This is a genomic window from Alkalihalophilus marmarensis DSM 21297, assembly GCF_000474275.2.
Lineage (GTDB): Bacteria > Bacillota > Bacilli > Bacillales > Bacillaceae_D > Alkalihalophilus > Alkalihalophilus marmarensis.
On record NZ_ATAE01000042.1, the window covers coordinates 1 to 22981 of the forward strand.

The 22981-nt window shown below is 40.5% G+C and carries 21 protein-coding genes; 3 read left to right on the forward strand and 18 right to left on the reverse strand.

Annotation, left to right across the window (positions count from 1 at the left end; genetic code table 11):
- A partial coding sequence (locus A33I_RS15460) for an S-layer homology domain-containing protein (protein ID WP_022629257.1) occupies window positions 1-2758 on the reverse strand: 2758 nt, incomplete at its 3' end.
- 654 nt (window positions 2759-3412) lie between these two features.
- On the opposite strand from A33I_RS15460, the gene A33I_RS15465 reads away from it, so the two are divergent.
- Window positions 3413-4414 carry a C40 family peptidase gene (locus tag A33I_RS15465; RefSeq protein ID WP_022629258.1) on the forward strand — a complete coding sequence of 334 codons (1002 nt, stop codon included), beginning with the start codon at window positions 3413-3415 and terminating at the stop codon, window positions 4412-4414.
- A 73-nt stretch (window positions 4415-4487) separates the two neighbouring features.
- Here A33I_RS15465 and A33I_RS15470 read toward each other — a convergent pair whose 3' ends face one another.
- The 7 genes from A33I_RS15470 to A33I_RS15495 all read right to left on the reverse strand — a co-directional run bounded on the left by A33I_RS15470 (window position 4488) and on the right by A33I_RS15495 (window position 12616).
- Window positions 4488-6467, reverse strand: a complete 1980-nt coding sequence (locus tag A33I_RS15470; protein ID WP_022629259.1) for a S8 family serine peptidase — start codon at window positions 6465-6467, stop codon at window positions 4488-4490.
- A 127-nt stretch (window positions 6468-6594) separates the two neighbouring features.
- A complete protein-coding gene (locus A33I_RS15475) occupies window positions 6595-7395 on the reverse strand; it encodes a polysaccharide deacetylase family protein (RefSeq protein WP_022629260.1) in 801 nt (266 codons plus the stop codon).
- Window positions 7396-7492: 97 nt separating this feature from the next.
- On the reverse strand, window positions 7493-8311 hold the full coding sequence (locus A33I_RS15480) for a hypothetical protein (protein ID WP_022629261.1): 819 nt from the start codon (window positions 8309-8311) through the stop codon (window positions 7493-7495).
- 1 nt (window position 8312) lies between these two features.
- Window positions 8313-8930, reverse strand: a complete 618-nt coding sequence (locus A33I_RS15485; RefSeq protein ID WP_022629262.1) for a hypothetical protein — start codon at window positions 8928-8930, stop codon at window positions 8313-8315.
- A gap of 56 nt (window positions 8931-8986) precedes the next feature.
- The gene (locus A33I_RS20925; protein WP_022629263.1) at window positions 8987-9130 is read right to left on the reverse strand and encodes a hypothetical protein; all 144 of its coding nucleotides are present in this window, start codon (window positions 9128-9130) and stop codon (window positions 8987-8989) included.
- Window positions 9131-9307: 177 nt separating this feature from the next.
- The gene (locus A33I_RS15490) at window positions 9308-10717 is read right to left on the reverse strand and encodes an N-acetylmuramoyl-L-alanine amidase (RefSeq protein ID WP_022629264.1); all 1410 of its coding nucleotides are present in this window, start codon (window positions 10715-10717) and stop codon (window positions 9308-9310) included.
- 336 nt (window positions 10718-11053) lie between these two features.
- Window positions 11054-12616, reverse strand: coding sequence for a C40 family peptidase (locus A33I_RS15495; RefSeq protein ID WP_022629265.1), 1563 nt, complete (start codon window positions 12614-12616; stop codon window positions 11054-11056).
- Between the two features lie 320 nt (window positions 12617-12936).
- Between A33I_RS15495 and A33I_RS15500 the strand changes: the two genes are divergently transcribed.
- Complete coding sequence (locus A33I_RS15500; protein ID WP_022629266.1) at window positions 12937-13410, forward strand: hypothetical protein; 474 nt, start codon at window positions 12937-12939, stop codon at window positions 13408-13410.
- 28 nt (window positions 13411-13438) lie between these two features.
- On the opposite strand, the gene A33I_RS15505 is transcribed toward A33I_RS15500, so the two are convergent.
- Window positions 13439-13939: a VanZ family protein gene (locus A33I_RS15505; RefSeq protein WP_022629267.1), complete on the reverse strand. Its 501-nt coding sequence runs from the start codon at window positions 13937-13939 to the stop codon at window positions 13439-13441.
- 258 nt (window positions 13940-14197) lie between these two features.
- Here A33I_RS15505 and A33I_RS15510 point away from each other — a divergent pair, with 258 nt between their 5' ends.
- A complete protein-coding gene (locus A33I_RS15510) occupies window positions 14198-14701 on the forward strand; it encodes a sigma-70 family RNA polymerase sigma factor (protein WP_022629268.1) in 504 nt (167 codons plus the stop codon).
- Window positions 14702-14850: 149 nt separating this feature from the next.
- Here A33I_RS15510 and dhaL read toward each other — a convergent pair whose 3' ends face one another.
- The 9 genes from dhaL to A33I_RS15555 all read right to left on the reverse strand — a co-directional run bounded on the left by dhaL (window position 14851) and on the right by A33I_RS15555 (window position 22970).
- A complete protein-coding gene (dhaL, locus tag A33I_RS15515) occupies window positions 14851-15495 on the reverse strand; it encodes a dihydroxyacetone kinase subunit DhaL (RefSeq protein ID WP_031311745.1) in 645 nt (214 codons plus the stop codon).
- 31 nt (window positions 15496-15526) lie between these two features.
- The gene (locus A33I_RS15520) at window positions 15527-16528 is read right to left on the reverse strand and encodes a dihydroxyacetone kinase subunit DhaK (protein WP_022629270.1); all 1002 of its coding nucleotides are present in this window, start codon (window positions 16526-16528) and stop codon (window positions 15527-15529) included.
- A gap of 20 nt (window positions 16529-16548) precedes the next feature.
- On the reverse strand, window positions 16549-18045 hold the full coding sequence (locus tag A33I_RS15525; protein WP_022629271.1) for a tripartite tricarboxylate transporter permease: 1497 nt from the start codon (window positions 18043-18045) through the stop codon (window positions 16549-16551).
- 15 nt (window positions 18046-18060) lie between these two features.
- Window positions 18061-18489: a tripartite tricarboxylate transporter TctB family protein gene (locus tag A33I_RS15530; RefSeq protein WP_022629272.1), complete on the reverse strand. Its 429-nt coding sequence runs from the start codon at window positions 18487-18489 to the stop codon at window positions 18061-18063.
- A gap of 42 nt (window positions 18490-18531) precedes the next feature.
- The gene (locus A33I_RS15535; protein WP_022629273.1) at window positions 18532-19530 is read right to left on the reverse strand and encodes a tripartite tricarboxylate transporter substrate binding protein; all 999 of its coding nucleotides are present in this window, start codon (window positions 19528-19530) and stop codon (window positions 18532-18534) included.
- Window positions 19531-19567: 37 nt separating this feature from the next.
- Window positions 19568-20467, reverse strand: a complete 900-nt coding sequence (gene rbsK / locus A33I_RS15540; RefSeq protein WP_022629274.1) for a ribokinase — start codon at window positions 20465-20467, stop codon at window positions 19568-19570.
- 34 nt (window positions 20468-20501) lie between these two features.
- Window positions 20502-21527 carry a LacI family DNA-binding transcriptional regulator gene (locus tag A33I_RS15545; RefSeq protein WP_022629275.1) on the reverse strand — a complete coding sequence of 342 codons (1026 nt, stop codon included), beginning with the start codon at window positions 21525-21527 and terminating at the stop codon, window positions 20502-20504.
- An 87-nt stretch (window positions 21528-21614) separates the two neighbouring features.
- Window positions 21615-22571, reverse strand: a complete 957-nt coding sequence (locus A33I_RS15550) for a dihydrodipicolinate synthase family protein (protein WP_338012142.1) — start codon at window positions 22569-22571, stop codon at window positions 21615-21617.
- A gap of 189 nt (window positions 22572-22760) precedes the next feature.
- Window positions 22761-22970 carry a cation transporter gene (locus tag A33I_RS15555; protein WP_022629277.1) on the reverse strand — a complete coding sequence of 70 codons (210 nt, stop codon included), beginning with the start codon at window positions 22968-22970 and terminating at the stop codon, window positions 22761-22763.
- Window positions 22971-22981 lie beyond the last annotated feature (11 nt).

A 22981-nucleotide genomic window follows, 5' to 3' on the forward strand; every position in this document is an offset into this window, starting at 1 on the left:
GATTTGTTACTAATGCTTGTTGTGTTGCTGTTAAGCCATCATATGCAGCACGCGCAGCAGCTACATCTGCCTCAAATGTAAGACTAGTGTTATTTAGGTTACCAATAGCATCAATTACTGGTTGTGCTGCTGCTTGATTAGCTGCATCAACTTGTGCTTGGTATGCAGTCTTATAAGCTGTCTCTAATCCAGTTTGAGTGTAACCACTTCCTGGACGTTTGTTAAGTACTTCAGTAGCAACAGCTTGTTTCTGAGCAGCACTCAAGTCATCAAAATCAGGAGTTAAAGAACTGTCAGTAAGAGCTGCAATAACTGCATTAACAGTTGTTGCTGAATTTACTCGCTCTAGAGTAGGAGCTTGAGCAGTAAATGAAACTGAAGCAGATTTAGTTGGAAGAATTCCACTAGCACCTGTAACGTTTACAGTTACTGTATCAGCATTGTCAGAAGTTACACGAACAACTGCTTTACCAGTTGAATCAGATGCAACCTTGTAAGTTTTTGTATTTCCTAAATTTTGCTCAGGAGATAATGTAGCACCTAATGCATCTTTAACGATTGCATTACCAAATGTAGAAGTAACATCAAATGTTAATTGATAATTTGTTGTACTTGGACGATATGCAAAACCGTTTTGGTCTACAGATTGGTAAGTGAAGTACGCGTCAGTACCTGTAATTAATGATGATACTTCTTCCCCATCTACATCCTCTACAGTCAATAAAGCATTTCTAACTACTGCATCTTTAAAGTAAGTTACTTCTGCAACAGATTGAATATCAGCTTTATCAAGAGCTGGTGTTGCTGTTGAGCCTGCAGTGTTTAAGAATACTGTTGGTTTAACAAAAGTAGTTGCCCCATGTCCCGCTACACGGAATGATGCTTGACCATTTTCCCCAACAGTAATTTCTTTTACTGTATTAGTTGTAACTGCTTCAAATGCATCCTTAGCAGTTGAGAAGTAAACCGTTCCGTTAATGTTATCTTCTTCGAAAGTTACATAAGCTTTAGTTCCTTTTGGAGCTAGCTTACCGTCTTTATCAGTTACAGTTACCGTGTACGTACGTCCACCTACTGAAGTAGCGTCAAATGCTTGACCAGTTGTACCTGTTAAGTATGAAGAAGCTGCAGAATTAGCAGAACCCTCTGCTACTACAGATACAGCTAATCTATCTACTTGAGAGAAGTTTACAGTTGGTGCTTGAGTTTGTAATGCTGTTGCTGAGTAGACAGGGTCAATTAAAGATGCTGGACGATATACTACAGGAGTAGCAGATAAATTTGATCCATATACAGTAAATGAAGCCTCTCCGTTAGCATCTGTTGTCACTCTTGCAAAAACATCTGAACCAGTTGTTAACTCGTAAGGAGTAACAAAAGTATTAGTAGCATCATCTTGAACGAAAACTCTAGTAACTTTATCAGGAGTTACATTGATGTTTTCTTTAATCGCAACATAATAACTTGTATTAGCTGCACCAGTTACTTTATAAGACTTTTTAGTATCATTAGCAAGGCTGTTACCTTCTGTAAGTTCAGAAACAACTAGTTGCTTCGCAGCAGCCCAATATACTACACCCGTTGAAGAAACTGTACGATTACCAGTAGCGTACGTTGTTACTGTATCATTACCAGCCGTATAACGAGTATATGTGTAAGTAGCTACACCGTTCTCATCAGTTAACGCTTCACCTAGGATTTGTGGAGCTAAAGTAGTGTCTGAACCTCTATCAATATTAAAAGTAACAGGGATACCAGCTTTAGATTGGCCAGCTGGAACTGTAACTTGTGCTTGTACAGTTACTTCTTTACCAACAACACCTTGAAGAGATCTTTCTACAACATTAACAGCCGTAGGAACTACAGCAGAAATACCTTCGAATGTACCTACAGTTGCATTGTTAACAGTTACTGTGTACTCTTCTCCACCTGTTTGTGCAGAAGTTGTAAGTACTACAGTTTTGCTGTCAGTTTGCTTAACAACCGCGTTAGATACAGTTAGACCCTCGATAGCGAAATCAAGAGCTTTTACATCAGCAACAGCATCTTCGAATGTTACTTCAACAGTTGTGTTGTTAATCGCCTTTACATTAGCAACCGCTTCTTCATCACCTGGCTCTTCAGGATCTACACCAGCTTGAAGTAGAGCGTTGTAAACAAATACTGCAGCTTGTGCACGGTCAACTGTTCCTTGTGGAGAGAATGTGTTAGCTGTTGTTCCGTTAACTACGCCTACAGAGTAAAGAGTGTTAACGTAACCTTCGTACCAAGAACCTGCTACTACATCGTTGAATGGGATGCGTACAGAAGAATCTTGTTCGAAACCAAATGCTTCAACAACCATTTTTGCAACTGATGCACGATCAATTGAGTTAGTTGGGTTGAAGTTTCCTTTTTGGTCTCCGTCTACGATACCTGCATTGAATAGAGCTTCAACTGCTGCACCATAGTAAGAGTTAGGGTTAACATCCGGGAATACACGCTTAGGGTTGTCGCTTAACTCAAGGTCAAGAGCACCAGCTAAGATTACTGAGAATTGAGCACGGTCAACGTTTGTAAGTGGAGCATAAATGCCGCCTGGAAGACCTTTGATTACGTCTTGACTAGTAAGGTAGTTAACTGCTTCCTCGTAGTAAGAACCTGGTACTACATCCGGGAATGATGATGCTGCACCTGCTGGAGCTGCTACTGTAGCAACTGCTGCAACAGCAACAGATGTTGCTAAAAATTTGCGGTAAGACTTAGGTTGATAAGCCATGTGGGTAAATCCTCCTTTTTAATTGTGTACATAATATGTACGTATTCTACTACTCTACTTCGAGACCAGACTTTACGATCATCGTCTTCAAACCCCATCAGATATTAAACTAAGAAAAAAGACCTCTCACACTGAGTTTAAAGACAGACATCGGTAACAAAATCCCTAAAGTCGTAGTATGTACCTATGAAATATGACTTGCAAGATTAGTATAATTACCATTTTTGACAATGTCAACCACTTTTATATCGCAAGTTAAACTTTTCTAAGAGCGACGATTTGCAGTTACTAAAGGTTACTAATCTACTATCATTCTACACTTTATACCAAAAATTACAACGTTTTTTTACTAAAATATTGATTTTTGGTGATTAATTAGACCTATCCGACACTTATGTCGGTTCATTTTACCTATTACTTTCTTATATAAACAAATAGTCCTAAAATGTGTAACTGTCATTTTCGTCTGTTCTTTCTTTATTTATGAAATATTCCACATTACAACAGATATCATCAATTTGTTACCTTCTTGTAACATTAGTTTGGGGTCTTTTGTGGTAGACTGAATCTCGTACTTACCCAATCACTAGAGAATTAAACATAATTTTCATAGATTGAGAGAAAAGTAACTACATAGAAATTAGGAGTGTTCGTATGATTAGGAAGATCGTGCCGTTTCTAGCGGTTCTACTTGTAATGTCGACATTGTTTAATGTTGCACCAGCCGAAGCTAGCACTAAGCAAGATCAACTCGTCACTGAAGCCAAGAAGCATATAGGAGTACCATATAGATGGGGCGGAACGACAACTAGCGGATTTGATTGTTCAGGTTACATGCAATATGTATTTAACCAAATTGGAATAAACCTTCCGCGAACAACAAGTCAGATGTATAACACAGGTACTTCTGTTTCAAAATCAAACTTACAAGTTGGAGACTTAGTCTTCTTTAATACATCAGGTTCTGGCGTATCTCACGCAGGAATTTTTATTGGAAATAACCAGTTTATTCATTCAGCATCATCTAGAGGTGTATCAATTTCTTCTATTAATGACCCTCACTATTGGGGTTCACGTTACATCGGAGCTAAGCGTGTGATGACTAACACACCAGTTCGCTCATTAGGTTCTGGAGAGTTTTATGATGTTGCAACAAACCACTGGGCATTCAGCGAAATTCGTCAATTAAGCAATAACGGAATTATCGGAGGCGTTGGCAACAGCAACTTCGCTCCAACAGATCAATTAACACGTGCTCAAATCGCTGCATTAGTGGTTCGTGCGACAAACACACCGCTAACAACAACAGCTAATGGATTTAATGATGTATCTCAATCTCACTGGGCAGCAGCTGATATTTCAGCAGCTGATCGCGCTGGGTTCTTCGATCACATTCAAGGAGACAGCTTCAACCCAAATGCAAACGTATCACGTGCAGAGATCGCGGTTATTTTCTCTAAAGCATTTGATCTTCAAGCAAATGGTTCAAGCGCAAGCGCGTTCTCTGATATTAATTCTTCTAACTGGGCTTACAATGAAATTAATGCTCTTCACTCAAATGGACTTGTACAAGGGTTCACTGATGGTACATATCGTCCATCAAGCTCGATCTCTCGTGCAGAATTCGCGAAGATTTTACACGGAGCATTATACTAAGCATAAGAAAAGGCGTTCTCTCAAATGGAGAGAACGCCTTTTTTGTATTCATTTCGTTTATATATATATTTCGCTACAGTGACTCTTCAGCCTCAATGGCTCTAGACAAGAAGGATATAAATTCAGCTCTTGTGATTTGAGCGTTTGGTCTGAAGGTGCCGTCTGTGTAACCTGTTGCAACTTCTGATGCTCCTAGTCTAATAATAGAGGCATAAGCAAATGTAGACGGATTAACATCTTTAAAGGTAACCGTTTTAATTGGCTTTAATGTGAACCCTCTTGATAGAATCGCCGCTACCTCTCCTCGAGGAATCGCGACATGCGGCCTAAAGGTGCCGTCTCCGTAGCCTGAGAAAATACGTTCATTAATCAGTACTTGAATATAGCCTGCCTGAAAGCTTTGCGGACGGACATCGACAAAGTCTGCTTGATATGGCAGTTCTTCTAATTGAAGAGCTTTAGCTAGTAGAACCGCAGCCTCACCTCTAGTAATGACTTGATTCGGGCGAGCTGTTCCATCTGGATACCCTTCTAAGATCCCTCTTCCTCTTAAATTATAAAGTGCGCCTGCAAACCATTCGTTTCCGTTTACATCAGAGAAGGTGGGTATTGTAGATGGGTCTTGATCCTGGGTCACTTTAATCGTTATTGGTGATGATAGAAACGATTCCTGTCCGTTTCTTGCAATGGTTTTTACCGTATACGTATACGTCCCTGGCTTTCTTTCTAACGTATATGGAAGGTCTGCTGCACCAATCAGGGCGGCTTCGTGTCCATTTTGATAAATTTTATATTGATAAGGAGGCTCACCGCTTTGCGGGGCATCCATGTTCAGCTCTACTCTGCATACATCCCCATCCCATTCAAGGATACGAGCGGAAAGATTGGTTGGCGGCAGAGGTCTTGGTACCGTTATTTTTAAAGAAGATGGGATGTGGATTCTTCCAAATCCATAGAAGGAATCTCTCCCTGTCTGTCCAAGATCTACTGTTTGCTGACGCAGTAGATTTCGAAGCTGTACAGCTGTCCGGTCAGGATATACTTGTTTTAATAAGGCAAGATGACCTGCGACATGAGGCGCTGCCATTGAGGTGCCGCTCTCTAATGTATATCCCTGATTGCGGGAAGTGCTTCGGATTCCCAGTCCTGGGGCTGCTACTTCTACGGTTGGTCCTGATGCAGAATAGCCGCCGACAAATCTAGCCCTTCTATCCTGTTGATCAACAGCACTGACCGCAATAACGCTGGAAAACGCAGCCGGATAATCAACGGTATTGGTCGTCCCTTCTTGAGTGCCCCTATTTCCAGCAGCGGCCACAAACAACACTCCTTGATCGTAGGCCTGATCAATTTTATTTTGCAAGGTTACGGAGGGATTTTTGCCCCCTAGACTTAAGTTAATAATATCTACGTCTTCTTTTAAGGCCCAGTCAATTGCTTTTATCACATATGCTGTCGTTCCATCACCGTTTTGGTCAAGCACCTTAGCCGCATATAACTGGGCTTTAGGTGCAACACCAGTGACTCCGAACTGGTTAGGTCTAGCAGCGATGATCCCAGCAACATGCGTTCCGTGTCCGTTATCATCATTAAAAGATGCTGTATAAGGGACAAATGATGCCCCCTTTGTCACTTGAAGGTCTGGGTGGCTCGTTGAAATTCCTGTATCCATTACAGCAATCTTTACTCCTTCACCCGTTACACCATTCCCCCATGCAGTTGGAGCTCCGATCTTTCTAACTCCCCAGTCAATAGTTGAGTCCGGAACGTTCGCTGTCTGAACGTTAATCGGCGCATCTTCTTCTATATACTTTACGGATTCATGAGCTTCTAGATCAGCTGCTTCCTCTTCTGTCAGCTTAGCCGCAACGGCGGGGATGCTTTCTAGTGTGAGGTAAATATGCTCTTCTATTTCATGGATCACGTCTTCACTTAATTCATTTGAAAATACAATAATATAATTCTCTCTATCATCTAGGGATTCTGCCTGTACCGAAGAAAATGTCAGGAGGCTGATCACGATAATGAGGAATAAGGCGATGCGACTTTTCATATACCCACCCCGTTCTGCTGTTGTTCTCTCTATTATCCTTATATTTCTAGTAATATACAACTATATCTCTATAAAATTTTTATAAAAAAAGAATAGAAGAGAGCAGTTATTCCTACCCTCTTCTTTGTTACGGTAAACTTTTGATCGCCGCTAACAGCTCTTCACCGTTATATTCCCCGCTCGCATTCAGGCGGTTGATCTTATGGGGATGTTGATAAGAGTATGTGAGGCCAGGTTTTACTGTATACATTAACTCATAACCGATCTCTGCGGCATACTCAATGACTTCATCGTTATAGATACCGAATGGAAAGGCAAACGAGTAAAAATCATTGTTCATCTCTTGTTCAAGCAGCCTTCTTGCTTCTAAGAGGTCATCGTAAATTCTTGTTTTATACATATCCCTCGTTTCCTCCGCAGCTACTGTCACAAGAAAAGGGCCGACGTTGTCGATTTCCCCGTGGCCATTATGAGTATGAGCCTGTATATCAATCCAGCCTGATGCCTTCATCTCACGCGCCTGATCCCAAGAGAAGTGTTCATTCCAGCCAGGCGTCTCCCCGCGGTAGCTGGTAATCACATAGATGGTAGCGTACATTTCAAGCTCCTTTAATATAGGAAAGGCATATTCGTAATTACTCAAATATCCATCATCTATGGTGATTACAAGAGGCCTCGTTGGAAGCTCTTTTCCGTTATATAGATGGTCGTATAAATCTCTTTCAGGAACCGAGGTATATCCGGCTTCTTTTAAGGTTAGCAATTGTTCACGAAAGGTGTCAGGGTGAATCGTTGCTGATGAGGCCTTCGCTGGATCCTCATCGAAATGATGATACATGAGGACAGTGACGGGATTTTTATTTAGCCCATAGCTGGAAGCTGGAATCAGCAAAACTAGAAGAGTAAGTACAGCTAGACGTACGTTCATTGTCGGTTCTCCCTTGTAATCATATAGTCCTAGTATATCTCTAGCTGGAACTATTTAGTATTTAATTTTTTGATAATATTGAGTGCGCCTGTGTATGCTATTCTAATTCCTCTAAGTAATGAAGCAGTCCTTCTACGCTGTCTGTCACATATACCGGACCTTGATGACCAAATACAATGATTTGAGGGAGAGTTTCTAGACCAAGTGCAGACTTGAGGTCTCTCCTTGGCGGTGCACCTGGTTCTTGTGCAATACCATGAAAACCAGAGGCTGTTGGATGCCTTAATATGATGTCCAATTCATCCCAGCTGGGGTCAATCACGTGGCCGCTTCCTTCGATATACATCATTGTCACATGATACTCTCCCTCGTTTTCCGTGTAATAGTCTTCTACTATTTCTTTCGCTGTCACCGCATGGACGATGACCTGGTCAAGGGAAACGTTATTATTCGTATAATCGTATTGGCTTAAGTCGTAGTCCAAGTAGAAGTGATCATCAGGTAATAATTCATCCTCATTTATTTCATTGCCAACCTTATCAAGCAGCCTCACTTGATTTTTGGGGATCACCATGTTTAATGGTACTGCTTCAAAATGAATCTTTTCATGCGGCGTTTGGGACTGATAATAATGCCAAAGCGTTTCTGTAGCATCTACATAGTAGTTTTCTTCATCTAAATACTCCAAATATGCGACAACGGGGTGCTCCATTTCAAATGCTGCCGCAATGTCCTCTGGTACTTTGCGGGATGGATATTCGTATATCGCTTCATCCATTTGTTCAACCCCCGCCTCCATTTCATCGACTAAGCCTTGTTCAGGGGAAGTGGTTGTATCACTGCATCCCGCAACCACCAACAATACTCCAACTACGATCATCCCTCTGTTCATTATCATGCTAAGCCATTTCCCCATTTTACAATTCCTCTAGAAATAGAAGCATCTCTTCTACACTGTCTGTATGATAGACAATGCCTTGGTGATCAAATACAACTAATTGCGGCAATGATTCTGATTCCAGCCCAAGAGCAAATTGAAGGTCTCTTCTAGACGGGGCATTTGGTTCTTGAGAGATGTTATTATAACCTTGGACCTTCGGATGGCCCAGAATCAAGTCTAATTCTTCCCAGCTCGGATCGATCACTTGACCGTCTGCTCCGTTATTAAGCGTAGAGACTCTATAGCGCCCTTCTTCACTTGCATAATAGTTTTCAGCGATATCCTCTGCCGTAACAGGATGTACAACCATCACATCAATCTCCATTTCTTCATTTAACGAATCATAACGGCTCAGATCATAATCTAGGTAAAGCTGATCACTAGGCAAGAGTTCATCTTCTTTTACATCCGCACCATCTCGATTGATCAATGTTAAATTCTCCTTAGAGATCACACCGCCCGAGGCCATATCCACAAAGTCTAATTCTGTATGAGGATTTAATGATTGCTGGTGATGCCTTAGTGCTTCTGTTATATCGATATAGATATTTTCATCATCTACGTGATGAAAGTAGACAACAATTGGATGATCCATTTCAAATGTAGCTGATATGTCCTTAGGTACTTGAGGTGCTGGATATTCATAGGTTGCTATTCATAGGTTGCTGCATCTACTTCCTCTACCTCACCTTCCCTATTATGGTCTTCCTCTGGCGCGCTGACTGTATTTACATCGGCTCCACAACCGGATACTAGTAAAATAGCCGCAAATATAGGTATACCTTTATTTAACATAAATGTCATCTCCCTTTACTTTATCAGACGTTACGGAGGTGGTTTAGGTTTCATTTATATGGGTATAAGGATTCGCTGGCTCATTGTAATATAGCTCGAATCTGCTAACTGGGGGCTTTTTAATAGGATATAAAAAAAGACTGCCAAACCGAAGTCTGGCAGTCTACAATCTACTATTTAACGGAAATACTTCACAGTCCCTTGGAAAATCGCTTCTGCAGCGTCTTCTTGGAATGAGTTTGATGCTAGTTTACGAGCTTCTTCGGCATTTGATAGGAAGCCAACTTCAACTAGTACACTTGCCATTCTTGATGTTTGAATGACGGTGAAGTTCCCTTCTTTAACGCCACGGTTGCGCGTGTTAAGCTTAGCAATCATTTCACTTTGAATGCTCTCTGCCAGACGCTTACTATCTGCGCTCGCATGATTTCTGTTCCAGAATGTCTCAGAACCATTGGCAGATGATGGACCTGCATTGGCATGAATGCTGATGAAAGCATCCGCGTTGTTACGGTTTGCAATATTTGCACGTTCTGTCAGTGTTAAGAAAACATCTGTCGTACGTGTCATGATAACTCTTGCACCCGCTGCTTCTAGGCGGCGTTGTAATTTTAATGCAACTGCTAGGTTAAAATCTTTTTCACGAAGTCCGTTTGATGCGGCTACTGCACCTGGGTCATGCCCGCCGTGCCCTGCATCAACTACAATTGTCTTACCTGCAAGTGATCCAGAACCACCTGTTGAAGGGGTACGTAGATATGATAATGAAACATAAGCAATTTCACCGTTATATGTAAAAGCTGCCCAATTTCCTACCACATTATAATAGTTTACTTCAGTACCGTTTGCTAGTCTTCCAATAGATGGATACTGTGTACCAGCTCCTGAACGAACATTTAAGCCGCTTGGCGCATTAAACACAACTGCCTTTGTCGCAAATTGCTCTAATACATCTGGGTTAGGCTGATATTCTGGAAGCTTTAATTCAGGGTAAAGTGCACGTCCTAAGAATAAGATGTACTCAAGACGAGTTGTCCCATTTGTTGGCTTAAATGATCCATCTGGATATCCTACAGAAACTCCAGCTGTAGTGATTGCGTTAATCGCGTTTGAACCGAATGTGTTCGCATTGACATCACGGTAAATGACGTCTGTACGAGTTCTCGTTAAATTAAACGCACGTTGTAAGAACACCGCCATCTCCGCACGGGTTACATGACCGCTTGGATCAAATGTTGTTGATGTCCTTCCTGCAATAAGACCCATTTCTGAACCTGTTGCGATGTATCCTGAAGCATAGTGGCTTCTAGAAACATCTGTAAATTTTGTTTGACGCTGTGTGCCATCAAGCTTTAAGGCACGTCCAATCATCGTAATCGCTTCACCGCGAGTTACCGTTTGTCCGGGATTCAACTTACCATCTGGACTGCCTACAAGAATACCATCTTTCACTAGTCGATTAATTGTGTCATGTCCGGAATTTGGCATATCCGGAAATGGACTGCTCGCCTCTGCCACTTCCGCGTTAAACGTAAATGACGTAGCAATCATTGTCACGACCAGCATCATGAGCATTATTTTGCGCATGTAATCACTCACTCCTTCTTTCTTCTTTAAAGTATAGTTGTAAAATTGAGCCGCAAAAGCAACCAATGAAATTGATCAATTGAAATTGATCAAATCTATATCAATTGTTGATTTTCGTCTAATAATAGTAGCTGGTTAATGGTAGATTGTGAGGAATAATGTAGCTTTGTTGTCTCAATCTTCGTCTACTGGAAATTCTATCATATTATGGGGTCATAATAATGGTTATTTTGTCATAATTTATATTTCATTTTGATTACACTACATCGTTGTCGAAATAGTATTGTAATAGAACAAAAAAAAACAGCCGCCTTTTTTTTGAAGGCGGCCATCCTATTAATGCATTCGTTTCGCTCCAATATAGCTGTTCTTCCAATAGTTTGTGTTGAGGTTGGCAACCGTAACCCCGGTAGACGAACCACTGTGAATAAATTGGTTGCTTCCTATATAAATACCCGCATGAGAAGCGCCCGTTCCATTGATGTTGAAGAAAACAAGATCTCCCACAGAAGGCTGGCTAACAGACCTTCCTTGTGACCACATTTGTGCGACTGTACGCGGTGTCTGAACGCCATTTTTCGAGAAGACAAATTGGATAAATCCGCTGCAGTCAAAGCCAGAAGCTGTTGTCCCGCCCCATACATAAGGGGTTCCTAACTGTTCTGAGGCATCTGCAATGAGATTCATCATATTAAATCCGCCGCCAGATCCCGGTGCTGCGGACGGTGTTCCTGCAAGCTCTTGCAGCTTGCCTAAAGTTGCAGGTCCTGCGATTCCATCTACCGTTAATCCTTGCTGACGTTGAAAGGCGCGGACTGCTTGCTCTGTTACGGTACCGAAGTATCCAGTCGGTGCTTGTCCAAATATACCGATCGTACGAAGCTGGGATTGCATATTCGTTACAGCTGCGCTTGTTGTGCCTACGCGTAAAACAGAAGAGCTAGACGTCTGCTGTGGTGGACTGCTTGGTGCAGCAGCTGGCGGTGCAGAATTAGAAGACTTGGGACGCGCTGATTCTAACGCCCGATATGTATTCGCTCCGACAATTCCGTCTACCACTAAATTATGAGCTCTTTGGAAATCTTTTACCGCCAAATCGGTTTGAGGGCCGAAAGTACCGGTTATAGAAGAAGTATAGTAACCTAGATCTTTCAACTTTTGTTGCAAGGACGACACCGCATCCCCTTGATCATTTACACGAAGCGTCGGCTGGGCAGAAGCCGGTGCTTGGGGGCTCGGTGTGCTCGATGGTTGCTGCGGACGAGTTACAGTTGTACCGCTTCCTGCAGCATTTTGAAGTGCTGTGATCGTTTGCGGCCCTGCAATTCCGTCAACCGCTAACTGATGCTGGCGTTGGAAGGACCTTACAGCTTCGGTTGTCACTCTCCCGTAGTAGCCAGTAGCACTTGCATTGAAGTGACCCGTTCTAGCAAGCAGCTGCTGCAGCTCTTGAACAGCTCCGCTTGTTGTTCCTTGCCTCAGAACTTGGTTTGCTTGCAAAGACCCGCTTATTGATGAGGAAGAGACAGAAACTGAACTAGTGTCTGCTTGTTCCTTTTCAGTAAGCTCGGCTAAGGTAGCTAAATCCGCATGACCAGTAGCCGGAAGTCCGTTTGCCTTCTGAAACGCTTTTACAGCTTCTGTTGTAATGGAGCCGTAATAACCGGTGGCTGTGTGGTGGTTAAAGTGTCCGCGATCCTTCAAGGCCTTTTGCAAATCCTTCACGTCAGGATGATCCATCCCCTCTGAGAGTGCCTGGTCCCCCAAGGCTGCTTCACTTAAAAGCGGAGAGGAGAAGAAGAGCCCTGTGGCAAATGAAGACGATAAGACGATGCGTTTCATGTTTGATTGATTTTTCTGCTGTTCGTGTGGCTTGTCCACATATAACGAGTTCGTCAAATGATAACCCTCCAATACCCTGATATAGTAACTCTATTGTACTCTATTTTAGGATATTAAGTGTGGGCTTTTTGTCATATTTTATGTTTTTAATTTTCTGTTTTATTGAGTTATTTTAACTATTTTTGTAGGTAATTATCACTTTTTGATTGATTTTGTCAAACTAATAACTCATATAAGTACATTAATTTCCCTTTTCTCGCGTACATCCTTCATTTATGTTTCTGTCATTTTTTGTAACCTTAATGTAACGTAATAGTTCGCTTATATATGTTAGATTTATGGAAAATGAATATTCGTATGGCGGGAGGAACTGAATAATGAAACGAGCTTTTCTACCAATTATTCTCGCAGCTTTATTATTTACCGGTTGCAGCATTGTAAATAGTGAATTAGAAACCAATACCCTTACCCTTCTTCATCAGGAGGCTCAGCTTCCAGAGGAAATGTTTACAGATCATATTCAATTTAGTGCTTATAAAGCTTTAGATCATTATGATTTGATTGAGTATTGGAACCTCTTTCAATTAAAAGGGGATATACCAGAAGTGAATTTTGATAAATCAGCGGTTGTGTTACTTGGCACGTTTGAGCCTAGCACATGCCCTCATTACATAGAAGGATTTGAACAGAAAGATTCAGATCATACAGTAGCCTTTCAACTGAAGCCATATGGTGACTGCACCTTTGATGCAAACCCTATGTCGTTTGTGCTTAAAATGGACCGAGATGTGGTAGAGAAATTGAACTGGGTTGAGTTCGACAGAGAGATAGTTGAGATAAAAGGTGCGTAAGAATAATGAAGCCTAGCGATTGATTTCGCTAGGCTTTTGCTTTGTTTCTAAATGCTCTTCTTCTGAGAGCAATATATATGATTATCCCAAGGATTCCTCCAACTGTATCCAAGATCACATCTTCTATTAATCCACTTCGATCCGGATGAAGAAATTGTCTATATTCATCAATGGATGCAAAAATCCCAACACTGAGTAATGAGAGGGCGATCGCTTTTGGCAAACGGATGTTGGCTGTATGATAAACCCACATGAACAACGATCCAAGTACAGTAAATGTTATAAGATGGGCACCTTTCCGAATGAAAAATTCAATAAAAGCAGCCGGACCTCTTGCCTCCACACTGACCTCAGATCCAGCATAAGAAAAATGGACAAATCCAAAAAGCTGCCCCACCCAATCTAGTGAGAAATTCTCTAGCATCGGTCTTACATCTTGGTCAGCATACGGCTGAGAAGAGGCATAGACGATCATCCCCGCCCAACTGATAAGAAACAAGCTTGTAATGACTATTTTTTTATCTCGCAAATGATCACCTTATGACTATGATTTTCATTCTATTTTATCAAATCTATTTTCAGTATTACCCTAATTTGAGTCATTTCTTCATTTCTTGCCTCATCCAGCTGGTCATTTTCATAAAATCCCCTAGAGCAAAACAACGAAATGACTGCTTTAAGGGAGGTCATTTTCTCTTTTTATCAACATGCGCCGCTCACCTTTTTTAAGTAAGCTTGCTCTACCGCGGAATATATCAGAAGCGCTTCTGTCTAAGGAAGATTAACGATGCAAGCTCAACCGTTTGAAGAAATTCTTAACCAGTATAAACCTCTTATTAAAGGACAGCTGAAGAAATTAAACCTTTACCGAAATCATGATCATTTTTATCAAGTCGGAGTGTGTGCGCTTTGGGAAGCTTACCGGAAATATGAAGAAGGAAAAGGAGCATTCTCTACCTTCGCCCTTCACACTGTACGTGGGCATATGTTAATGGAGTTAAGGCGTGAGCGTGTGTATGACGAGCGTTTTGTGCTGAAAGATCAGCAGGAAAGTTCAGATTTTGCGTTACCTGCTTCTTTAGTTGAATATTGTGATGATCCCTTAGAGGAGCTTGAGCCGTATATTGGGCAGCTGTCTTCTCGTGAGCTTTTATGGGTGCAGGAGGCGATTGTATATGAGAAGAAGCTGGGGCAAATTGCAGTTGAGCAGCAGGTGTCGAAAAATACGGTCGCGACGTGGCGGAAGACGGCGTTGAAGAAGCTGCGCGTGGCGGCTGGGGCTAGGGAATAGATTGCGTTTTCCATTTATTTGGCTGCGTTTGCTAAAATAATGAGAGGTTTTGCTAACATTATCTTGGATTTCGCTAAAAAAACCTCAGTAATCGCTGAAATCCATAACAAAATCAGCCCATAAAAATAGAGCCCATTCTCTGATCGGCTCTATTTGTTACCCTCATTAATATATAAATGAAACCCTTCAACTATAAGTGCACCTACTGTTGCTCCCGGATCTTGATGTCCAATAGAACGTTCGAGATATTTACTCGCTCTGCCGAATTTTGATTGCATCTCTTTTGTATGTTCTGCACCTAATCTAGCTTGTTCATATGCTCCTTTGAATGCTTCCTTTAAAGAAAGCTCTTGAGCTGCAGCCACTTCAAGTGCTTTATGTGCTGGATAGAGTGAGTCAATGATCGTTTTATCTCCTATGGCCGCTTTGCCTCTTTTACTTATCCCGAGTATCATTCCTTCAAATAATGTTGCTGCTTCATTCGGAGTTAGGCTTTCTTTTCCTTCTAATAGTTTACCTGCTTGCATAAAACCAGAAGCTAGTAGCGTACCCATTGTGGAAGGAACTTTATCAGCAAGAATAAATCCGCTCCTTTTCAATAAATTACCTATATCTTTAACAGCCAACTCATCTATATTGGCTGCAATTTCTCTGAATCCCTTTGAAACTGTTAACCCAAGATCTCCGTCCCCGAGGGCTGCATCTAACTCACAAAGATCATCCTTATTTTCTTCCATTATTGTTTTTAATTTTATTATAATACTTTTAATATCATTTATTTCTAAGCTGTTCATCTCATCATTCAGCTCCTCTGAATACATTCATTTATAACTGCTTATGAAATGGCGTATTAAATGGGCGATGTAACAGCCTTTTTAATTCATCATCTAATTTCAGGACAGAAATAGACAGACCAGCCATTTCTAAAGAAGTCGCATATTCTCCAACGTAGACCTTTTCAATATTAATTTCTCTATCTAAGAAAATATCTTTAACTTTTCGGCAAACAATGTACAGCTCTTCTAAAGGTGTTGCCCCAAGACCATTAATTAATACTGACACTTCATCACCTTGGTTAAGAGATAAGTCCTCTGAGATTTCCTCAATAAGTGTAGAGGTTATATCATCAGCAGATTGGAGTTTTCCTTTATAGTAGCCAGGCTCCCCGTGAATCCCCATTCCAATTTCCATTTGACCTTCTTCTATATTAAACGTAGGCTTTCCTACTTCTGGTAAAGTGCAAGGACTTAATGCTACTCCCATCGTTCGAACATTACGGCTAGCATGTTCAGTTACCCGCACAACTTCTTCTAAGGAAGAACCCTCTTCGGCTTTGGCAGCTGCCATTTTATATAAATAAAATAAACCGGCCACCCCTCTTCTTTGATCTTCTTCCCCTTTTGGCATTGAGGCTACGTCATCTGTACCGATTACAGCAGCGGTTTGGATTCCTTCCATCTCCGCCATTTCTCCAGCCATATCAAAGTTCATCACATCTCCACCGTAATTACCGTAAAGATACAGCACACCTTTTCCAGAGTCTACTTGTTTTGTAACTGAAAGAATTTGACTCGAGCTCGGCGAGGCAAAAATCTCCCCGACTGCTACACCGTCCAACATTCCCTCACCAATGTATCCTAGAAATAGAGGAAGGTGGCCAGACCCTCCACCTGAAATAATAGCTACCTTGTCTTTTACAGGGGCATCTTTACGAACAATATTTTTTACGTTATCGTCTGCTGTTTTTAGTAAATCCGAATGAGCAAATAGCAATCCTTCTAACATTTCGGTTACTACATTTTCGGGTGCATTAATAAATTTTTTCAAATCAATCCCTCCTAGAAAATTTAAAAGTCTACAGGCTTTTTATTGTTTTTAGACTTGAAATATAGCCCTTTTATTAAAGGGAAAATTAATGAAAGGACAGCTATAGTAAGGAGAGTCATTGTTATCGGCCGAGTTAAAAAGTATGTTAGGGAACCATCTAAACTCATGGATAGAGATCGACGCAGGTTCGACTCAGCCATCGGTCCTAAAATAAGTGCTAGAATTAATGGTCCTAATGGAAAGTCTAATTTTCTTAGAACCACACCAATGACACCACTAAAGGCCATTACCCATACATCAAATAATGAATTATTTAAAGCATAAGCGCCAACTATACTAAACAAGATAACCGAAGCCCATATAATCTCTCGTTTGACTAACATAATTCTTGAGAAGATGTTGGCTCCAAATACACCAATAAACAATACTAATATATTTGCAAGAAACAACAAACAAATAATGATATAGACAAAGTCGACATGATCGGTAAATAACGTAGGACCAGGCTGCATTCCATAAACCATTAAAGCTCCTATTAAAATAGCTGTAACACTATCACCCGGAAGCCCTAAAGTGAGCATTGTGGTAAACGCTCCTCCAATTACCGCATTATTTGCAGTACTACTTGCACTCAATCCCTCTAAGGAACCTTTTCCGAACTTCTCTTTATTTTTAGAGAATCGTTTACTTTGCTCCCAGCTAATCATTGAGGCAATATCCCCGCCAGCTCCTGGGATAGCACCCGTGATTGTCGAGATCATGGAAGATAACCAAAAAGGTTTACGCATTAATTTGCGTTCCTGTTTATTTGGCAGGATACGGCCGATTTTTTTCGGTTTAACTTTTTCTTCTTTATTTGAATCTAATATTTGTGACAGAACTTCTCCTAATCCAAAAAGTCCGATCATAATTGGGATAAAGGAGATTCCATCAAGCAAAGATGTACTGCCAAACGTGAACCTTGGCATCGATAACATCGGATCAAGACCGATGGTTGCTATAAACAATCCTACGAAGCCCATAATTAACCCTTTACTAATTGACTTTCCAGATACACTTATCATCATTGAAAGACCGAAGATTGCAAGGGCAAAATATTCGGGCGGGCCAAAACTTAAAGCGACCCTCGATATTGGAAAAGCAGCTACCAGAAGAAAAACAGTACTTATAATCCCTCCTAGAGCAGAATAAATCGCATTTACCCCGAGAGCTAAGCCGGTTTTCCCTTGCTTATTTAATTCATAGCCATCCCAAGCTGTAGTCATAGATGCCGGTGTACCTGGAGCATTAAGTAGAATGGCAGGTATCCCTCCAGCAAAGATAGACGAACAGTAGATGGCAATCAGCATAGCTAACCCTTCCTGAGGCTGAAGCCAAAATGTTAAAGGGATAAGAATAGCTACACCCATTGTCGCTGTCAGTCCGGGCAATGCTCCAATAAAAATTCCTAGAACAACACCAATCATCATATAAAGCAATACAGAAGGTTGGAGTGTTTGTATGAGTGCATCTACCATTAAGAAACCCCTCCCCTAAAGAAGCACATTAAAACCTTTAACAAAAATTAGATATACTGAAACACTTAAAATACTTGCAGTTAATACAGATGTAAGAATTTTCAGTCTCATTATGATACACTGAATAAATAGCATGGTAGATGCGATTAGAATAAAAGGTAGTTTTCCAAGTAAGAAAATCATTACAGCCATACTTCCCACTACTACACAAAAAGCGATACCCTTATTTTTATCAATATCTTTAAAGAAGGGTTCATTGGTATGATTAATTAAAGTAACAATCAGATTGTAAGTACATATTAAAATGATCGAAACTAACATGATACGTGGAAAGAAGGCGGGACCAACCCCGCCAGCTCCACTTGGAAAAGACAAAGACTGATAGAAGAAAAAACCTGAAAGTAGTATGAGAATAGCGTTAAATACTACATTCGCTTTTTTCATAGCAGCTCACTCATTTCTCTCTTTTGATGAGTATTAATAGGCTTACTGTAATTCCATTCTTGGGATGAGCTCACCGAAAAATTCATACTGATCATTAGCAAATTGAGTAAAGTCATCTGCAGAAAGGTGAGAAGCATTCAATCCTCTTTCTGTAGATACTTTTTGGAACTCTTCTGATTCTACCGCGGCTTCAATTGAGGCCTCAAGTTTCTCTTTTACATCATCCGGCGTTCCTTCTGGTACTACAAATCCACCCCAAGCTGATATCTCTAAATCAATTCCAGACTCAATTAGCGTAGGTACGTCAGGGAATGTATCATCTCGTTCAGCACTCATTACTGCAAGAATCTTAAGGTCACCGCTATCAACATTGGCCTTTACTTCAGACGGACTAACTGATACAGCTTCAATATGACCACCTAATAATGCAGCAACTGCAGGAGCCCCTCCATCAAATGGAACATACCTTAACTCTGTCTCAGTTTCTTCAGCTAAACCTGCAGCGGCAACATGCCAAATTGAACCTGTACCTGAGTTGCCGACACGAATATCACCAGGGTTTTCCTTTGCGAACTCGATAAATTCTTCGATTGTATCATAAGGTGCGTCAGCAGGAACTGTGATGGCTGCTGGAATAACAATGACTCTTCCAAGTAAATCAAAATTTGAAGGATCAATATCAGCGAAACCTAGAGCACTTAACATCGCCATTTCTACTGGAACATAACCAATTGTGTATCCATCAGGATTTTTACCTTCAACATAGGACATTCCAACGGCTCCAGTACCACCCGTTTTATTTGTTGTTACTACTGGAACTCCTAAATCTTGTTCAAGAAAAGATGCTACTGAACGTGAAACCATATCAGATGCCCCGCCAGGAGAATATGGTACAACTAATTCAATTTGATTGGTCGGATAATCTGAATTTCCATTTGCAGCTGCTTCACTATTATCGTCATTAGACTCTTGATTTGTTGGTGAACTACAAGCAGCTAACCCTATACAAACAGCAATTAATAATACAAACCACTTTTTCATAAGCAATGACCTCTCCCTTTATCTTGTATTATAGTACTTACACTAATTCATGCTGATATGGCATACCATCTTGCGCTCCAAGCCTAGTTACAGAAATTCCTGAAGCTTTCACAGCATAGGCAACAGCTTCATTAATGCTGCTCTTTTGGCTAATAGCTACTGCAAATGCGCCATTAAATGAATCTCCAGCTCCTGTACTGTCAAGTGCTTCAACTGTAACTGCCTCTTTATAATGAAGATCGCTGCCAATATTAAATGTAACTCCTTTTGAACCTTGGGTGACAATCAACGTTCTTACACCTTTTCTTCTAATCAAATTGAATTTTGCTTCAATTGTAGAATCTGCAGAGTCAGCAAGTACATTTAATTCACTTTCATTCGGTGTTAAATAGGTTACTTTCTTAAGCAGCTCGTCACTTAAGTATTGTGCAGGAGCAGGATTTAAAATCACAGGTATCTGGTTTGAATAAGCAATGTCAACAACAGTCTGCACCACTTCTTTAGGGATTTCTAATTGAGTCAAAACAATGTCAGCGCTTTCAATTATGTTTCGATTCTCCAATACCCACTCTGTGGTCAGTTCTGCATTGGCTCCTGGATTAACAATAATTGAGTTCTCATTATTCCACCTAGTAATTTGGGCAGTGCCTGTAGGAGCTTTTTGCGTCATTTGAATTCCTTCAACTTGTATGCCCTCATCCATTAATACTTTCTTAGCTCGTAAGCCATAGTCATCATCACCTATGCAGCCTATAAATGATACATTACCTCCGAGCCTCGCTGCACTAATAGCTTGATTAGCACCTTTACCTCCAAATAATTGTCTGAAATCTGTACCTATAACCGTCTCGCCTATTTCTGGAATCCTGCTTGTTACCATAACTAAATCAACATTAATGCTGCCAACTACAGCTATATTAGGCCTTCTTTTCAACATAACAAGTTTCCTTTTCTATTCATAATTAGTCTTTTTAATCCCTCACTTCAACCTTTGGGGATGCACATGAACTTCGTATTTGCAGTTCTGGTTTGATGATGAGTTGTTTTGGCAAATACTCTTCATTCATAATTAAGCGATTCTTCAGCAAAATTGCTGCTTCGACCCCAATACGCTTGAGTGGCTGCGTCATTAAAGTTAACGGCGGCTGTAAAAGCTCCCATTGAGAAGCATCTCCAAATGTGATGATAGAAATATCATCGGGAATCTTTATGCCTCGGTCGTTGATAGCCTTAATTAACCCGGTTGTCATAGTATTATTACAGCAATAAATAGCAGTAGGAGGATTTGGTAAAAGTAACAGTTCCGTTGCTGATTTGTAAGCTTTCTCAGAATCAAATTCTCCTGGCCTAATAAGTGATTCATCTAAAGAACATCCTAAATCTTTAATTGCATCTAATGCCCCGTCCAACCGTTCTTTTCCTACAGAGTTTTTAGTAACCCCGTAAATTACACCGATGCGGGAATGCCCTAATGAAGACAGATATTTAATTGACTCATATGACCCGTAATAATTGTCATCTACAATTAAATCTGTACTGACTCCTTCTACTTTTTTATCTACTAGTAACACAGGAATCTTCTGGTTGATGACCGTTTGAACCATCTCTCTATTTCCACCAGTAGGTATTAATACAAGTGCTTCTACTCTTTGCTCCATAATCAGCTGAAGCAGCTCTCGTTCAGTCGCTTCATCTTCATTGTGGCTCATGAGTAATAAATGACACCCAAGTTCACGAAGCGAGTCCTCAATCGTTTTGGCAATTGACATAAGATAGGGATTTGAAATATAAGAAACCAACATCCCTACTTTCTTTGTCCTTGATGCTTTCAAGCTTCGTGCAGCTGCATTCACTTGATAATTTAATGCTTCAATGGCCATCTCTACTTTTTCACGAGTTTCTTTACTAACGTATCCTTTGTTATTTAACACCTTGGATACAGATCCAACTGATACTCCTGCTTTATTTGCTACATCTTTGATCGTTATGTTCTTCATATTTCCTCCAAGTTCATAACTATACTATAATCATTCAGTATAGTTTAATTATTTCAGATGAACCCGGAATCTTCCACTAAACACATATTAAAAAATTGAATTAGGCTCTATGAAGTAAGACTGATCTAACTCTTCCAATTTCTTATAAAGCTCTTCCATTTCAGATTCCGTTAAATCGAGTTGAGGTGCTTTCATATATCCTACGTCTACCCCTCTATTTTTTAAGGCTGCTTTAAAATATGACATATTACTACCGTTTTTAAGTGTTTCACAATAGCGGATAGCCATTCTTTGGTACTTCCTAGCTTTTTCTAAATCTTTTTCCAAAAAGGCGTTATAGATCCCGACAAAGGGTTCCGGATACACACAAGAGACTCCCGAAACGACTCCTTCGCATCCCATTGCTAAAGCTGCGAGAAATAATCTGTCAGTTCCCGGTACAACAGAAAATGTTTCTTCGTTAATATTTAAATATTCATTCACTCTTAAGAAATCTGGAAAGCTATATTTAATCCCGATAACATTTTCAAAACGATCCGCTACTCGCTGAGCTACTTCGGCATTAAGGTCGTTTGCTGCACATTGAGGTATATTGTACAAATAAATAGGAAAGTCTCTTGGAACACTGCGGGCAACTTTTACAAAATATTCTTCTAATTCCTTATCACTTGCCCCAAAAAATACAGGTGTCACAACCCCTATTCCATCTGCACCAGCAGAGTGAGCATGTTGTGCAAGCTCAATCGTTTCCTCTTGAGTATTTCCTCCTACGTGTATAAAAACATTCACTCGTCCGTTTGCTTGTTTAATTACTCTTTCTGCTACACTCTTCCGTTCTCCCACTGACAGTCGTAGCATTTCTCCTGTAGTTCCTAAAGGATATAAGCAGTGAACACCTTTTGAAATTAAAAAATCAGTAAGCTCATCAATTTTTGTAAATTCCACTTCACCTTGATCATTAAAAGGTGTAACCATTGCTGTTGTGACTCCATATAACTTCTTCAACTTATACCACCCCCAACCAGTAATAGTGAATCGTTTCATTAACAATAAGTGAATAAATACGCTTACAATTTAAATTATAAGGATTTTTTTCACTTAATATAGTGAATCGTTTCACTACGACAAGTATAAGCGCACTAATCTTAAATATCAATAACTTTTTAAAATTTTCTATAAATTATAAAAATTAACCTTTTGTACACACAAAAAAGAGCCTATCCACAGATCGGCTCATGGTACAATCATATATCCTTTTTCTTCGACCGCTTCGGCCATCTGCTTAGTGTTAACGCGCGAGGCATCGTAGTCTACACGTGCCGTCTTATCTTCTAAGTGAACATAGGCACGGTCGACGCCATCGAGCCCTTCTAACGCTGATTTTACCGTTTCTAAGCAATTTCCGCAGCTCATTTTCTCAATTTGTAAGGTGATACGTTGCATAGGATCCCTCC